Source organism: Pandoraea soli (assembly GCF_902459595.1).
Lineage (GTDB): Bacteria > Pseudomonadota > Gammaproteobacteria > Burkholderiales > Burkholderiaceae > Pandoraea > Pandoraea cepalis.
Window position 1 is genome coordinate 379,592 of the sequence record NZ_CABPSG010000003.1, and the last position, 16,128, is coordinate 395,719.

General features: G+C 62.8%; 13 protein-coding genes. 7 read left to right on the forward strand and 6 right to left on the reverse strand.

The window, feature by feature from the left end:
• Positions 1–9: 9 nt before the first annotated feature.
• The 4 genes from urtD to urtA are packed head-to-tail and all read right to left on the reverse strand — an operon-like array spanning position 10 to position 4,240.
• Positions 10–753, reverse strand: a complete 744-nt coding sequence (gene urtD / locus PSO31014_RS08290; protein WP_150551162.1) for an urea ABC transporter ATP-binding protein UrtD — start codon at positions 751–753, stop codon at positions 10–12.
• Complete coding sequence (gene urtC, locus PSO31014_RS08295) at positions 750–1,934, reverse strand: urea ABC transporter permease subunit UrtC (RefSeq protein ID WP_150551163.1); 1,185 nt, start codon at positions 1,932–1,934, stop codon at positions 750–752. The genes urtD and urtC overlap by 4 nt, the downstream gene beginning before the upstream one ends.
• 58 nt (positions 1,935–1,992) lie before the next feature.
• Positions 1,993–2,910 (reverse strand): urea ABC transporter permease subunit UrtB, encoded by a 918-nt coding sequence (gene urtB / locus PSO31014_RS08300; protein ID WP_150551164.1) that lies wholly within the window; start codon positions 2,908–2,910, stop codon positions 1,993–1,995.
• 55 nt (positions 2,911–2,965) lie between these two features.
• Entirely contained in the window at positions 2,966–4,240 is a 1,275-nt protein-coding gene (urtA, locus tag PSO31014_RS08305; protein WP_150551165.1) for an urea ABC transporter substrate-binding protein, read from the reverse strand.
• Positions 4,241–4,437: 197 nt separating this feature from the next.
• On the opposite strand from urtA, the gene PSO31014_RS08310 reads away from it, so the two are divergent.
• Complete coding sequence (locus tag PSO31014_RS08310) at positions 4,438–7,872, forward strand: ATP-binding protein (RefSeq protein ID WP_150551166.1); 3,435 nt, start codon at positions 4,438–4,440, stop codon at positions 7,870–7,872.
• Between the two features lie 49 nt (positions 7,873–7,921).
• Positions 7,922–8,821 (forward strand): response regulator, encoded by a 900-nt coding sequence (locus PSO31014_RS08315; protein WP_150551240.1) that lies wholly within the window; start codon positions 7,922–7,924, stop codon positions 8,819–8,821.
• Between the two features lie 64 nt (positions 8,822–8,885).
• Here PSO31014_RS08315 and PSO31014_RS08320 read toward each other — a convergent pair whose 3' ends face one another.
• Positions 8,886–10,196, reverse strand: coding sequence for an MFS transporter (locus PSO31014_RS08320; RefSeq protein ID WP_150551167.1), 1,311 nt, complete (start codon positions 10,194–10,196; stop codon positions 8,886–8,888).
• Complete coding sequence (locus PSO31014_RS08325) at positions 10,193–11,383, reverse strand: M20 aminoacylase family protein (protein ID WP_150551168.1); 1,191 nt, start codon at positions 11,381–11,383, stop codon at positions 10,193–10,195. The genes PSO31014_RS08320 and PSO31014_RS08325 overlap by 4 nt, the downstream gene beginning before the upstream one ends.
• A 267-nt stretch (positions 11,384–11,650) precedes the next feature.
• Between PSO31014_RS08325 and PSO31014_RS08330 the strand changes: the two genes are divergently transcribed.
• From PSO31014_RS08330 to PSO31014_RS08350, 5 genes are all read left to right on the forward strand, one after another.
• A complete protein-coding gene (locus PSO31014_RS08330; RefSeq protein WP_150551169.1) occupies positions 11,651–12,571 on the forward strand; it encodes a LysR family transcriptional regulator in 921 nt (306 codons plus the stop codon).
• Between the two features lie 86 nt (positions 12,572–12,657).
• A complete protein-coding gene (locus PSO31014_RS08335; RefSeq protein ID WP_150551170.1) occupies positions 12,658–14,043 on the forward strand; it encodes a TAXI family TRAP transporter solute-binding subunit in 1,386 nt (461 codons plus the stop codon).
• 387 nt (positions 14,044–14,430) lie between these two features.
• Positions 14,431–14,880, forward strand: coding sequence for a mobile mystery protein A (locus tag PSO31014_RS08340; protein ID WP_246176515.1), 450 nt, complete (start codon positions 14,431–14,433; stop codon positions 14,878–14,880).
• On the forward strand, positions 14,871–15,467 hold the full coding sequence (locus PSO31014_RS08345) for a mobile mystery protein B (RefSeq protein ID WP_150551172.1): 597 nt from the start codon (positions 14,871–14,873) through the stop codon (positions 15,465–15,467). Before PSO31014_RS08340 ends, PSO31014_RS08345 begins: the two co-directional genes overlap by 10 nt.
• A 67-nt stretch (positions 15,468–15,534) precedes the next feature.
• Positions 15,535–16,128 (forward strand): GNAT family N-acetyltransferase, encoded by a 594-nt coding sequence (locus PSO31014_RS08350; RefSeq protein ID WP_150551173.1) that lies wholly within the window; start codon positions 15,535–15,537, stop codon positions 16,126–16,128.

Below are 16,128 nucleotides of genomic sequence, written 5' to 3' on the forward strand. Positions count from 1 at the left end.
GTCCTCCGATCAGTGTCCGAGATAAACTTCGATCACACGCGGGTCGGATTGCACCTTGGCCATCGGGCCTTCGGCGAGAATCATTCCCTGGTGCATCACGGTGACCTTGTGCGCGATCCGCTCAACGAAAGCCATGTCGTGCTCGATGACGATCATCGAGCGGTTGCGACAGATTCGATCGAGCAGATCAGCCGTCAGTTCGCGCTCGCGCACGCTCATGCCGGCAATCGGCTCATCCAACATCAAAAGTTCGGGATCCTGCATAAGAAGCATCCCAATTTCCAGCCACTGCTTCTGCCCATGCGACAGCAAACCGGCTTCGAGGTCGAGCGAGGCCGACAGACCGATCTCTTCGGCAACGGATCTGACACGGTCTGCAACTTCGCTATCCGTGCGGTAGAAAAGCGCGCCGAACACGCCGCGCCCACGCGGGAACGACACTTCGAGGTTCTGCGCGACGCTCAGGTTTTCGTAGATCGACGGCGTCTGAAACTTGCGACCTATACCCCTGTGCACGCGTCTGAACTCGGCCAGTCGCGTGATTTCCTCGTTGCGAAACTTGATGCTGCCCGCCGTCTCCTTCGTCTTGCCGCAGATAAGATCGAGCAGCGTTGTCTTGCCGGCGCCGTTGGGACCGATCACGACGCGCAACTCACCACGCTCCAGATACAGATTCAGCGAATCGATGGCCTTGAACCCGTCGAACGAAACGGAGAGGTCTTCTATCGCCAGAAGAAAGTCGGTGTTGCTCATGCTTTTCTCTCCCTTTCTGTCGTGCCCTCGGCGCCGAGAGAACGTCGAATTCGCGGGCGCACATGTGCCTCGAAAAGACCCGCCAGACCGTTCGGGAACGCCATCACCACGCCGATGAACATGGCCGCCATCAGATACAGCCAGAGATTGGGGAAGCTCTCGGAGAACCAGCTCTTGCCCAGATTGACGAGAATCGCGCCGTACACCGCGCCGACAAGCGACATACGTCCGCCGACCGCCGCATAAATCACCATCTCGATGGACGGCACGATGCCCACGAACGACGGCGACATGAAGCCGACCTGAAGCGTGAACATCGCGCCGCCGATCGCAGCGAGCAACGCGGCGAAGCAGAACGAGAACACCTTGAACATCGAGACGTCGTAGCCCGAGAACCGCACGCGGTCTTCCTTGTCTCGCATGGCCAGCAGCAGCGTACCGAGCTTGCCGCGCTGCACCCACCGGCACAGCAGCAACGCGACGATCAGCAACGCCGCGTTGACGAAGTAAAGAACGAGCTTCGCGTGGTCCGTGCGAATGTCCCAGCCGAGCAGCGTGCGCAGATCGGTGATGCCGTTCACCCCGCCGGTATATCCCTGTTGGCCGATGATGAGCACCGACAGAATCAGCGCCACGGCCTGCGTGATGATCGCGAAATACACACCGCCGACCCGCCGTTTGAACATTGCGTAACCGATCACGAAGGCGAGTGCCGTCGGCACGACAAGCACCGCGACAATCGAGAACGGCAGATAGTGAAACGGCTTCCACATATCCGGCAGCGCGGTAATCTGATTCCAGTCCATGAAGTCCGGAATGCCCGGGGTGGTCTGTGTACTCGTGGCCGCGGCGCTCGACGATTCGAGCTTGAGAAACATGGCCATCGCATAACCGCCAAGCCCGAAGAAGACGCCCTGCCCGAGACTGAGCACGCCGCCGTAACCCCATGCGATCACCAGTCCGATGGCGACGAATGCATACGTCAGATACTTGCCCATGAGATTCAGGCGAAACGCGTCGAGCGCGAGCGGAAACACGACGACGATGAGCACGGCCAGAATCACGATGCCCGCGTAGCCCGAAGCGTCGAAGCGCGCCAACGTTGCGCGCCAGCCGACGGGCGGGACGGGGGCCTCGGATCGGAGGGAAACGCCGCCCGCCGAGGTTTGGATGGGTTCCATGTACATCTCTCCATACAGAGGAATCGGTCGACGACCGGGACACCGGCGCACCGGTGGATCACGCGCGCCGGACCTTCGAGGCGAACAGGCCCTGCGGGCGCAGCATCAGAATGACCACCACGGTGAGGAGCGTCACCACGCGGGCAATCGAACCGGACAGGAAAAACTCGCTGATCGACTGCATCTGTGCAATGCCGAAGGCCGAGGCCACCGTACCGAGCAGGCTCGCCGCGCCGCCGAACGTCACCACCAGGAACGAATCGACGATATAGAGCGAGCCGCTGGTCGGCCCTGTCGACCCGATGGCCGTGAACGCCGCGCCGGCGACGCCGGCGATGCCGCAGCCGATTGCGAATGTCATCCGGTCGGTGCGGCGGGTATTGATGCCCGCCGCATTCGCCATCGGCCGGTTGGCGACGGTCGCACGCACACGCAGCCCCCAGCGCGAGCGGTACAGCGCCAACAACAGGCCACCCGTCATGACGAGCGCCAGCGCCATCACGAACATGCCGCTCACCGGAATGTCGAGACCGGGTGTCGGCTCCCACGACCCCGTGAGCCAGTCGGGCAGCAGCGGGCTGACTTCTTTCGGTCCGAATGTCGAACGGAACACTTGCTGCATACCCAGACTCAGGCCCCAGGTGGCGAGCAACGTGTCGAGCGGACGCCGGTACAGATGTCGGATCAGCGCCCATTCCGCCAGCCATCCCGCCCCGAAGGCGAGCACGAAGGCGGCGACGATGGCGAAGAAGAAATACACCGGCGCGAATACCGGCCAGACGTTCTGGGTGACCCACGAGAACATGTAGACGGTATAGGCGCCGATGGTCATGAATTCACCGTGCGCCATGTTGATGACGCCCATCTGCCCGAAAATCACGGCCAGTCCGAGCCCCATGAGCAGCAGAACACTGAACAGGCTCAGTCCCGCAAAGCCTTGCATCAGCGTGATATTGAGAATGTCGTTGGCGGACATCTGACGCTCCTCGCGCAACGACCGTCCGGTCGTCGCGCCTGTGCGGGTTGAGGAATTACATGTAGCCCTTCGGGAACGGATCCGGGTGGATCGGCTCCGGCGAACTCGCCACGACCTTGAACTGTCCGTCCGCCTGCCCTTCGCCGATCAGGGATCGGCTCCACAGGTGATGGTTCGGATCGACCTTCGCGTAGCCCTGGGGTGCGTTGGGCAGTTCAATGCCCGCTGACGCGGCGACGACCTTGTTCACGTCGAAGCTGCCCGCACGCTCGCACGCGGTCTTCCAGATCCAGGGGCCGAGGTAGGCCGCCTGTGTCACATCGCCGATCACCGATTTCGCCCCGTAGCGGGCCCTGAATGCGGCGACGAACTTTTTGTTGTTGTCGTTATCCAGCGACTGGAAGTACTTCATCGACGAGTAGAAGCCCGCGAAGTTTTCGCCGCCAATGCCCAGCACTTCGTCTTCCGTGACGGAAAGGGTCAGCAGGAATTGCTTCTGGGGTGTGATGCCCGCTGCCTTGAGTTGCTTGTAGAACGCCACGTTCGAGCCGCCCACCACTGTCGCGAAAATGCAGTCGGGACGCGCGAGCTTGATCTTGTTCATCAGCGAATTGAACTCGGTCGTGCCAAGCGGGTAATACTCTTCGCCGACCACCTTCGCGTGAAGATGCTGCTCGATATGACGGCGCGCGATCTTGTTCGACGTGCGCGGCCAGATGTAGTCGGAACCGATCAGGAAGAACGACTTGGCCTTCTTCGTGTTCGACGCCCAGTCGAGTGCCCACAGAATCTGCTGCGTGGCTTCCTGACCGGTGTAGAAGACGTTCTTCGACTGCTCCAGACCTTCATAGAACGTCGGGTAGTACAGCAAGCCGTTGTCCTTCTCGAACACCGGCAGCACCGCCTTGCGCGAGGCCGACGTCCAGCAACCGAAAACGGCCGCGACATGGTCGTTTTCGAGCAGCTTCTTGGATTTCTCGGCAAAAGTCGGCCAGTCGGACGCACCGTCTTCCTGAATGATGTTGATCTTGCGTCCGAGTACGCCGCCCATCGCATTGATCTGTTCGATGGCAAGACGCTCTGCCTGAATCGAGCCCGTCTCGGAGATCGCCATCGTGCCGGTTGCCGAGTGCAACTGGCCGACCGTGACCGTGGTGTCGGTCACGGCGAGACCGGTGGTGTTCACCTTGGCGGTGGGCGGCACCTGTGCGAACGACGTCCGCGGCAGGCCCAGTGCCATGAGCGGGGCTGCGGCAAGGCCGCCGAGCAGCCGTCTGCGCAACGGCGAAGCCATGCGCTCGTCATCTTCGAATCGATCATCTGCGGACATCACGTTCTCCTGATCATAGGCCCTGTGTAAGAAGCGCGGCGGGCGGGGTTCACGGGTTTGAACGCAATGTAGGGAGCCAATTTGACGATCGGAATACGTCGATTGACGTATTCCCCAGGTGGGGCGGTGGAATGTAATTTGCTTTGGGCTTTACACCCAACGCTTTTTGCACCAATCCGGATCGTCTTCACGTCTTCATGGCCAAGATGCACCAAAGTTCAGTCAGCGCGCCCAGCACTCAGCGCATCGTGAAGGTGCGGCGGGATTACAACGCCTGGGTCGGCGACGAAACGCTGGAAGACTATGCGCTGCGCTTCACCCCGCGCTCGTTTCGCCGCTGGTCGGAATTACGCGTCGCGACCACGGCGATCGGCGGCGTGTCGTTTCTGGTGCTGGAGGCCATCGGCGGTAGCCTTGTCATCAATTACGGCTTCACCAACGCGCTCTGGGCCATCGCCGCCGTCTCGATTCTGATTTTCCTGACGAGCCTGCCAATCAGCTATTACGCGGCGCGCTACGGCGTGGACATGGATCTGCTCACGCGCGGCGCCGGCTTCGGTTACATAGGCTCGACGGTGACGTCGTTCCTTTACGCCATCTTCACATTCCTGTTCTTCGCACTCGAAGCGGCCATCATGGCGCTGGCGTTACAGCTCTATTTCCATATCTCGCTGGCGCTCGCGTATGTCGTGAGTTCGCTCGTCGTGATTCCGCTGGTGATGTTCGGCATCACGCTCATCAACCGGCTGCAAAGCTGGACGCAGCCGCTGTGGATCGTGCTGTTCGTGTTGCCCTACGCCGCAGTGCTGTGGCACCACCCTGGAATGGTGCGCGAGTGGACCACGTTCGCGGGATTCGCTCCGCAAGGCCGGGCGTTCAGTCTCATTGCGTTCGGGCAGGCGTCGACGGTCGTGTTCGCGCTGATCGTGCAAATCGGCGAACAGGTGGACTATCTGCGCTTCCTGCCGCCGCTGACGACGCGCAACCGCAAGCGCTGGTGGCTCGCGCTGCTGTGCGCCGGTCCGGGCTGGATCGTACCCGGTGCGCTGAAGATGCTCGGCGGCGCCTTCCTCGCATTTGTGGCGATCCAGAACGAAGTGGGTGTCGCTCAAGCCGCGCAGCCCACGCAGATGTATCTCGTCGCCTATCACATGCTGCTCGATCCGGCAGGTCTGGCCGGTTGGGCGCTGCCGGCCATGACGCTTTTCGTCATCGTCTCGCAGCTCAAGATCAATGTGACGAACGCGTATGCGGGATCGCTGGCCTGGTCGAACTTCTTTGCACGTCTCACGCACAGTCATCCGGGGCGCGTGGTGTGGCTCGTCTTCAACGTGATGATCGCGCTGCTGCTCGTGGAGATCGGTGTCTTCGAGGTGATCGGCAAAGTGCTCTCGCTGTATGCGAATGTTGCCGTGGCCTGGATAGGCGCGCTGTGCGCCGATCTCGTCATCAACAAACCATTGGGATACAGCCCGCGTCACATCGAGTTCAAACGCGCGCATCTCTATGATGTGAATCCCGTCGGGCTGGGCGCGATGTTGCTGGGCGTCGTGGCGGCCCTCACGGCTCGGGCCGGCGCTTTCGGCGAGCTTGGCGAGGCGATGTCGATGTTCCTCGCCTTCGGGGTGGCGTTCGTCTGCGCGCCGATCATTGCCATCGCGACACACGGCAAATACTACCTCGCGCGCAAGCCGCAATCGACCGGCGACGCCAAATCGCTGCGCTGCGCGATCTGCGAGCACGCGTTCGAGCCTGAGGACACGGCCCACTGTCCGGCCTATGGCGGCACGATCTGCTCGCTTTGCTGCTCGCTGGACTCCCGTTGCCATGATCGCTGCAAGCCGCATGCGCGCTTCTCCGCGCAGGCCGATCGCGCATTGCACTCCGTGTTTCCGCGCCTGCGGCTGGGGCCCGCGGCGTTGCGGCTCATTCGCTACGCCAGCCTCGTGCTGGCCATCCTTGCCGTGTTGGCCGGCGTTCTGCTTCTGATCTGGACGCAAAGTGTGGCGTCGATCAGCGCGTCGGAAGTTGGGGTCATAGGAAGCAGCTTCCTCAAGATCTTCTTCTCGCTCGCCCTCGTGGGCTGCATCGCGGCATGGTGGTTCGTGTTGGAGCGCGAGAGCCGCCGCGTCACGGAAGAGGAATCGCAACGGCAGAACGAATTGCTGATGCAGGAAATCGAAGCGCACCAGAAGACCGACGAGGCGCTCAAGCGCGCGAGCGCGGCCGCCGAGTCGGCGAATCAGGCCAAGAGCCGTTACGTATCGGGCCTCAGTCACGAACTACGGACGCCGCTCAACAGCATCCTCGGCTACGCGCAGCTTCTGATGCAGGCGAAGGAAGAACTGTCCCCCACGCGATACAACGCGGTTCGCACCATCCATCGCAGCGGCGAGCATCTGCTCGCGCTGGTCGACGGACTGCTGGACGTCGCGCGCATCGAGGCCGGCAAGCTGCAATTGAACATCACGAAAGTGTCGCTGACCGATTTCGTGTCTCACGTGTCGTCGATGATGAGCCCCTTGGCGATGGAAAAAGCGCTCGCCTTCGATGTCCAGGCCGTCGGTCGAATTCCGGGGACGGTGAAGTGCGATCAGAAGTACCTCGGGCAGATTCTCACCAACCTGATCGGCAACGCAATTCGCTTCACGTCGGCAGGGACGGTGACGCTGCGCGTGAGTCACGCGCTGGACACGCTGAAGTTCGAGGTGATCGATACCGGACCCGGCATCGCGCCTGAGGAAATGGCGCGTCTCTTCCTGCCGTTCGAGCGCGGCGACGCCGCGCATGCGGACGATCACGGCGCGGGCCTCGGGCTGACGATCTGCCGATTGCTCACGCATGCGCTCGGCGGCAGTCTGGACGCGCACAGCGAGGTCGGGCGCGGCACGTGCTTCGTCGTGAAACTCTTCGCACCGGCAGTGAGAAGCGCACCCGATGTCTACACCGAGTTGGCGGGTATTCGCGGTTACGCCGGTTCGCGCCGCACGATTCTCGTGGTGGACGACCTGGCCGATCAGCGGGGGATCGTCGTCCAACTGCTCACACCGCTGGGCTTCGACGTGACCGAAGTCGCCAGCGGTCCCGACGCGTTGCGATGGCTCGGCACTCACACCGCCGACGCGATCATCATGGACATCTCCATGCCGTTGATGGATGGCTACGAAACCAGCCGCCTGATTCGTGAGAATCAGCTCTCGGCGGCGCCCGTCGTATTGCTCTCGGCCAACGCTTTCGCCGACGATCGCGAGCGTGCCGGCGCGTCCGGCTGCGCAGGCTATCTCGCCAAGCCGTTGCAGGTGAATCTGTTGCTCGACAAGCTCGCACAACTGCTTTCGCTGGAATGGATTGCGTCGGAACCGATGACGCCGCCCGGCCCGGCGCGGCCGCAGACATCGGCGGCGACGTCCGACGCCATCCAGCTCGCGCTGCCCGAGGCGGTCTTGCAGCGTATCCGCGAGCATCTCGACGTCGGCTATGTGCAAGGGGTCGTCGAGCAACTCGACGAGGCGCGTCGCGTCCACCCGGCGTTGTCCGCCCAGATCGATACGCTACGCGCACTTGCCGAACGCTTTCAGCTAAGGGAACTTGAAAATGAGCTTGTCCACCTGCCCCGCGCCACCGGTGCATGATGTGCCCACGGAGGCGAGCGACCCGCCGGAGTGGCTGGGAAACCGTCCCATCGTGCTGATCGTGGACGACACGCCCGACAATCTCGCCTTTCTCTCCGACACCCTGCAAGCGAACGGTTACGCCGTGCTCGTCGCGTTAAGCGGCGAGGCGGCATTGAAGTGTCTGTCGCGGGTCACGCCGGACGTCGTGCTGCTCGACGCGATGATGCCCGCGATGGACGGCTTCGAGACCTGCACGCGGATCAAACAGGACCCGCGTTACGAGCATCTTCCGGTCATCTTCATGACGTCGCTGACGGAAAGCGAGCATGTCGTGCGAGGCTTTCGCGTCGGGGGCATCGATTACGTGACGAAACCCGTGCGCCCGGAAGAGGTGTGCGCGCGCATTGGCGCGCACGTGGTGCGCTCGCGCGCGCAATCCTATGCACAGGCAGCGCTTTCGCTCGGCGCGCGCGCGGCGCTTATCGTCTCGGAGGACGGCGCGATCTGCTGGCAGAGTCCTCAGGCGGCGCGGCAGATCGCGGCCTACGGGGCGACGCACGAGGACGTCGTCAAACCGCGTTTGCCTGCACCGTTGCTGCATTGGTTCGTGGCCTGGCTGGCGCACGGCGCGCAGGCGAACGTCGTCCATGAATGCGTGCTCGAGAACGTTCGCCGTTCCGCCACGGCCGCCCCGGCCCCGAAGACCGGCGAGTGGATCGTCACGCTCACGGAAGCCGACGACACCGCTTACTGCACGGCGCTTGCCCTGCACTTCGGCCTGACCGCACGTGAAGCCGAGGTGCTCCTGTGGGTGTCGCGCGGCAAAGCCAATCGCGACATCGGGGACATCCTCGGCATGGCGCCCCGCACCGTCAACAAGCACCTCGAACACCTGTTCAGAAAGCTCCACGTGGAAACCCGCGCGACCGCCGCCGCGCTGGTCATGAAAGTCCTCGATCGGCGGTAAAGTCGGCGTCATGCAGCGAAGCTGATTGGCACCGCGTTCGCGCTGGGCTACCGACCTCGGACGCTTACTCGTCGAGCACCTTGTTGCCGGTCTCTTCAAACATCGACACGGCGATGAGCGAGATGATCACGCAGACGATCATGTACCAGGCCGGCGCCATCTTGTTGCCCGTCGCACGAATCAACCAGCCGGCCACGAGCTGCGCCGTACCGCCGAACACCGACACCGCGATGGCATACGCGCTCGACATGTAGCCCGCGCGCAGATGTTTCGGGAAGTTCTCCGGCATCAGCGCGTAAGCGGGGGCCGAACCCATCGTGTAGCAGAGCATGAGCACGATCAGCGCCGCCAGGACGACCGGCAGCGAGGGGAAGTGCGTCATGATCCAAAACGCCGGATACAGCAGCACGATGAGCGCCACGCGGCCGATGATCGTGAGCGGCTTGCGGCGCCCCATCTTGTCCGACAATGCGCCATAGATCGGGCACATCACCAGCGAGATCGTGCTGGCCGCCACGCCCGTGAGCATCGACATCTTCGGGGGCAGGCCCAGGTATTGAATGCAGTACGTCGGCATGTAATACATCATCACGTACGTCGACACCGACATGCCCATGATCGAGAAGATCGTGAGGAACCAGTTGCGCACGTACACGCCGCGCTTGGGGTCGTCGCGGCCGGCGATCGTCTTCGCCTTCGGCGGTTCTTCCTGAATGTGACGACGCAGGTAGATCCCGACCGGGGCAATCAGCGTGCCGAGCAGGAACGGAATCCGCCAGCCCCAGCTGTGCATGATGTCGTCAGAGAGCAGGAAGCCCAGGCTCGCGGCCAGGCCCGAGCCGAGCAGCGCGGCCGCCCCCTGGCTCGCCAACTGCCAGCTCGCGCGAAAGCCGCGGCGCTTCGCACCGCCCATTTCCAGCAACGTGGCCGTCGCCGCACCGAATTCGCCACCTTGCGCGAAGCCTTGCAGCAGGCGCGCCGCGACGATCAGCAACGGGGCGGCCAGACCGATCTGTGCATACGTCGGCGCGAGGCCGATGGCCGCCGAACCGAGTGCCATCAAGCCGATGGTCAATGTGAGCGCCGGCTTGCGACCGGCACGGTCCGCGTAGCGGCCCAGCACGAAACCGCCGAGCGGGCGCATCACGAAGCCCACCGCGAACACGGCGAACGCCAGCAGCGACGACGTGACGGGATCGTGGGCCGGGAAGAACTGCTTGCCGATGGTCAGCGCGAAATAGCTGTAGACCGTGAAGTCGAAGAACTCCAACAGGTTGCCGATGACGGCGGCAAACACGATCTTGCGCTGTTGCGCAGCTGTCATCGGCGACGGCTGTGCGCCGTCAAGCGTCAATGTGGAAGTGGCGATGCTCATGCGCGCTCCTTGGCAAGAAAGCGTTCGACCAGACGGGTCCAGAAGGCGGCGCCGATGGTCAGGTTGTCGTCGTTGAAATCGTACTTGGCGTTGTGCAGCATCGGCTTGCCCTCGCCGTTCCCCAGGCGAATGAAGCAGCCCGGCACCTTCTGCAGGTAGTACGCGAAGTCTTCGCTGCCCGCGATCGGCGGGAACGGCGAGATGACGTGCTCGGCCCCCACCAGCTCCTCGGCCACGCCACGGGCGAATTCGGTCTCCGCCTCGCTGTTCACGAGCACCGGATAGCCGCGGATATAGTCGATGTCGGCGCTCGCACCGTAACCTTCGGTATGCGATGTCACCAGCGCGCGAATGCGCGTCTCCAGCGTGGCACGCACGTTCGCCGAGAACGAGCGCACGCTCATCTCCAGCACGGCCTCCTCGGGAATCACGTTCGGTGCAAAACCGGCGTGGAACGTGCCGACCGTCACGACGGCGGCTTCGGTCGGGTCGACGTTGCGCGCGACCACGGTTTGCAGCGCCATCACGAGACTGCTGCCGATCATGACCGGATCGATCGCCAGATGCGGACGCGCCGCATGACCGCCACGGCCGTGGATGCGAATCTTGACGGTGTCGCACGCGGCCATCAGCGGGCCCGCGCGGAAGCCGAACGTGCCCGTGGGTACGCCCGGGTGATTGTGCAGACCGAAGATCGCCTCGCACGGGAAGCGCTCGAACAAGCCGTCTGCGATCATCTGCTCGGCACCGCTGTTCGAACCGGCTTCTTCCGCCGGCTGGAAAATCAGATGGACGGTGCCGTCGAAATTGCGCGTCTTCGCGAGTTGCTGCGCGGCGCCAAGCAGCACGGTCGTGTGGCCGTCGTGGCCGCAGGCGTGCATCTTGCCGTCGTGCACGCTGGCATAGGCCAGGCCGGTCTGCTCGTGAATCGGCAGCGCGTCCATGTCGGCGCGCACGCCCACGGTGCGGCCGCTCGTGCCTGCGGTGAGCGAGGCCACCACGCCATGACCGCCGACGTGACGTGTGACCTGATACCCCCAGCCTTCGAGCTTTTGCGCCACGTAGCGCGACGTGTCGACTTCCTCGTAGGACAGTTCGGGGTGTTGATGGATGTGGTGACGCATCTCGGCCAGCGGCGCGCGCGCCTCCAGCAAATCGCTCACTTCGCAGTAGCGAGTCTCGCTCATCGGGGGCTCCTCTCTCTTGTTGAATAACGCGGAGTATTGCACCGACGAAAATCCCCACCCATGACGCAAACCACGTCAAAATGTTGCTTTCAAGTCAACAATCGATCGCCCTGACAAAGTGTCGAGATGGCGACGCCATCGGCCAAAAGTGCTCTTTACTCAACGGCTTGACGAGATTCTCCTGGAGCTTTCGACGCGATCTGGACCGCCCCCGGCCGGTGTCGAGTCAGGCCGACGCATTCGCACGAACACAACACTGAGAAACGTATGACCTACGAGGCGTGGATCGACGACATCGGCGAGCGTCCGCTCAAATATCTTGCCGAAATTGCCGCGACGGGCGGCGTGCGCATGGCCGCCGAATCGCTCGGCGTGAATCCGTCCGTGGTCAGCCGGCAGATCGCGGCGCTCGAGCGGCGTCTGCGCTTTTCGCTGATCGAGCGCCGGGGACGCAATGTGAGCGTCACCGAGATCGGTCAGGTGCTCATCGACTACTACCGCGACGGCCAACGGCGTCAGCGCGACCTGTCGGCGCGGCTGGAGGAATACCGGCATCTGAAGCGAGGGCGCGTGGCGATCGGTGTCGGGGAAGGGTTCATCGGCCGCCTGATCGCGCAGGCGTTGCAGCGCTTTTCGATGAGCTACCCGGACATCCTCGTCGAAATTCGCTCGGGCCCGACGCCCGCCGTGCTCTCGCTCGTGCGCGACGACGTCGTGGACATTGGCTTATGCGCGCGCTCCGCCGACGATCCGGCCATGCGCATTCATCCGTTCGCCGCCAAGGCGCTGTGCGCCGTGGTCGCCCCCACCCATCGTTTCGCAACCATGGCGAGTGTTCCGCCCTCGGAGCTGGCGCACGAGCGGCTCATCTTCATGACCGAGGCCCACGGCGTGCAGCAATTCGTGCACTCGGTGCTCGACACCGTGCGCCTGAACGTAACGCCCGCCTACCGCGTCGATCTGTTCAACACCGCGCAGACGCTCGCGGCGGCCGGCCTCGGCGTGGCCTTCATGTCGGCGATCACCGCGCGGCGCGGCATCGAGCTTGGCGAGCTGGTCGCCGTGCCCATCGATCATCCGATCGCGACCGGCTTCTCCAGCCAGATGATGACGCGCGTGGGCCGGCGTCTGTCGCCCGCCGCCGATCACCTCTGGAAGCAACTTGCACAGAGCCTCGCGCATCGTTGACGAAAACGCCTCGGCCCGATCGGTCAGCATAGATGGCGTATGATCGGCCGGGTGTTGGATATGCGGGACAAGCCTGCCTGCTTTCGATGACGACCGATTCGAACTCACCCGCCCACCGGCGAATCCGTGCACGCTTCGTCGCCATTTCCTGGCGCGACCTCGCCGTATCCTTCGGCCCGGTCATCCTCCTGTCGATGGCGGCCATCTGGCTCGCCGTATGGCTCGTACGACCGGCGCCGCCGCGCACCGTGACGATCAGCGCTGGCCCCGAAGGCAGCTCCTTCTGGAATGCCGCACAACGCTACAAGACGATCCTCGCGCGTGATGGCATCACACTCGTCGTGCTCACGTCCGAAGGCTCGCGCCAGAACGTGGAGCGGCTCGCCGACGCATCGCAGAACGTCGATCTGGGGCTGGTGCAGGGGGGCGTGTCGCAAGGCCTCGACGTCGATGGCCTGGTCTCGCTCGGCAGCGTGTTCTATGCGCCAATTTCCGTGTTCTATCGTGGGGCGCGCGTCACGAAACTGTCGGACCTGACGGGCAAGCGGATCGCCATCGGGCGCGAGGGCAGTGGCGCACGCGCGCTGTCGCTCGCGCTGCTCAAGGCGAATGGCATCGAGCCGGGCGGTGCGACCCGGCTTACGGCGTACGACGGACAGGATGCCGCACAGGCGCTGATCGACGGTCGCGTCGACGCCGCCATGCTCACTGGAGACACCGCCACCGGCCCGACATTGGGCAAGCTGATCCGCACGCCCGGTGTGCGACTGATGGACTTCGCGCAGGCCGATGCCTACACGCGCCGTTTCACGTATCTGAATCAACTCACATTGCCGCGCGGCGTTTTCGACCTCGGTCGCAATCTGCCGGCACAACCGGTGCACGTCATCAGCCCGACGGTCGAACTCGTCGCGCGCGACAGCCTCCATCCGGCGCTCTCCGACCTGTTGATCGAAGCCGCGCGAGAGGTGCACGGCAAGGCCAACCTACTGCAACGCGCCGGGGAATTCCCATCGGCCCAGGTCCACGAATTCCCGATCTCCGACGACGCCGCACGCTACTACAAGTCCGGCAAGGGGTTTTTGTACCGGCATTTGCCGTTCTGGGTCGCGAGTCTCGCCGATCGCATCGTCGTGTTGCTCGTGCCGATCCTCGTCGTGCTGATTCCCGCATTCCGACTGGTGCCGTCGCTGTATAGCTGGCGCGTGAAATCGCGGTTGTACCGCTGGTACGGCGCGCTCATCGCGCTCGAACGCGAAGCGCTGGCCGACGACGCCCACACCGAATACCGGAACCTGCGCCATCGGCTCGACGCCATCGAGGCGGCCGTCAATCGGCTGAAGATCCCGCTCGCGTACGCCGACCAGTTCTATGTGCTGCGCGAGCACATTGGCTTCGTGCGGCATCGGCTCGATGTCATGAACGCGAAATCGAGCCCTGCCGGCGCCGAGGAAAGTGTGCAGGACGCTTGAGCAACTCAAAGTATTGCTTATGCGCTTCATAATCAGCACTAGCTTTTCTTATGAACGGGCAAAGCGCAGACTGTCGACAGTCCCGGGCCAGAACACCGGCCCATGAAATCGACTATCCGGAATCGCGTGAAAACTGACGCCATGTTGAGGTGCCGTAAAGCAATAACCTTTTTGCACCGGCAACAATGCGCCCCCCTCGGAGAACGCTTCTCCTTCATTTCGCAGTAGCTCACAGGCGATTAAATCAAGTCATTTTGATAGCCTATACGGCAGCATCCAGAAACATTCTGATTCACTAAAGGCTAGCGATTACTTGTAATTTGCTAGCTTATAGGCTACCGTATTTGTATTTTTCGCTAGCTTATAGGCAAGCAGATGAACTCGAGGATGAATCAACTCCGGCTCGAACAAGTCCAGAAATCGACCGAAGCGTATGCCGAATTAACGAAGCGCCGCGCGCCGCCTCGAGGCTGGTTGAAGCTCATTCGAGAATCACTAGGCCTAACTGAGCGGCAACAGGCCGAGCGCCTCGGCATCTCTGCGCCGACACTGCACAAGTCCGAGCAAGCGGAAACGGATGAACGAATCACACTCGGGCAACTGCGCAAGCTGGCAGAGGGGTTGGATTGTGAGCTGGTGTACGCCTTGGTACCCCGCAAACCACTCACGCAAGTGGTCGCGGAGCGAGCGCATGCCATCGCGCTGCAAGAGGTCGGCGGGGTCGCGCACACCATGAGTTTGGAGGACCAACGCCCGACCGCTGAACGTGTGCGCCGACAGGTTGAGCAGCGCGCGGAAGAGTTGCTTCGCGGTCGATGGTCCGCACTATGGCGATAAGTTTTGACGAACAGGAGGGGCAAACGCCTCTCGATCCTGACGAAGTCGCTGGATTGAAACCGACGCACCTGGCCACGAAGAGTGAGCTTAACGACTGGGAGCAGGAGAACATCCTGGCGGCGGCAACCTGGCTTCGCCGAACCCGCCAGCCGGACGTGCTCAGTGAAGATTTCTGCCGCACGCTGCACAAGAAGATGTTCGACAAGACTTGGGCTTGGGCCGGTACATTCCGAAAGTCCGACAAGAACATCGGATGCGATTGGACACAGGTGAGCGTCAAGCTGCGCGATCTTTTCGGCAACGTGCGTTACTGGATAGAAAACGAGGTCTTCCCGCCGGATGAAATCGCCGCGCGATTTCATCGTGAGCTGGTCTGGATTCACCCTTTTCCGAACGGAAATGGTCGACACTCACGAATGATGGCTGACGCGCTTTTGCGAGATATGAAGGCATCTCCTTTTACATGGGGCGATGGAGGCAACCTCGTCGAAGCCGACAACGCTCGCGTGCAATATTTAACCGCGTTGCGCGCTGCGGATGTCGATGACTACACGTTGCTACTCGCCTTCGTTCGCAGCACCGCTTAAGTTTAACGAGCGAATGTCATTCAAAAACGCGCTCGCTGGTAGAAATTCAACGTCCTGAACTGTTCGTATGCCGTCATCTTCCTCACATTCCTCCGCTCCCGGCGCACCGCAACGCGTCGGCGTCCAACCGGCGCGCAGCGCGTGCACGGTGCGCCCCGTGCGCGACGACGATCTGCCGGCCATCACGACGATCTACGCTCATCACGTGCGCACCGGTACGGCGTCGTTCGAGGAAGTGCCGCCCGACGAGGTCGAGATGCGCGCGCGTTGCATGAAGGTACGCGACGCCGGACTGCCGTACCTCGTTGCCGAGCGCGACGGCAACGTCCTCGGCTACGCGTATGCCACCCACTACCGGCCGCGCTCGGCCTATCGCTTCACGCTCGAAGACTCGGTCTACATCGCGGCCGATGCGACGGGCCAGGGCGTCGGGCGCGCGCTGCTGCTCGCACTCATCGCCCGCTGCGAAGGCGGCCCCTGGCGGCAATTGGTCGCGAACGTCGGCGACAGCGGCAATGCGGCCTCGCTGGCGCTGCACAAGGCATGTGGCTTCACCCAAACGGGCGTGCTTACGTCCGTCGGCTTCAAATTCGGCCGGTGGCTAGACACCGTGTTCATGCAGCGTCTGTTGAACGCCGGCGACACGACCCCGCCGGAGTGA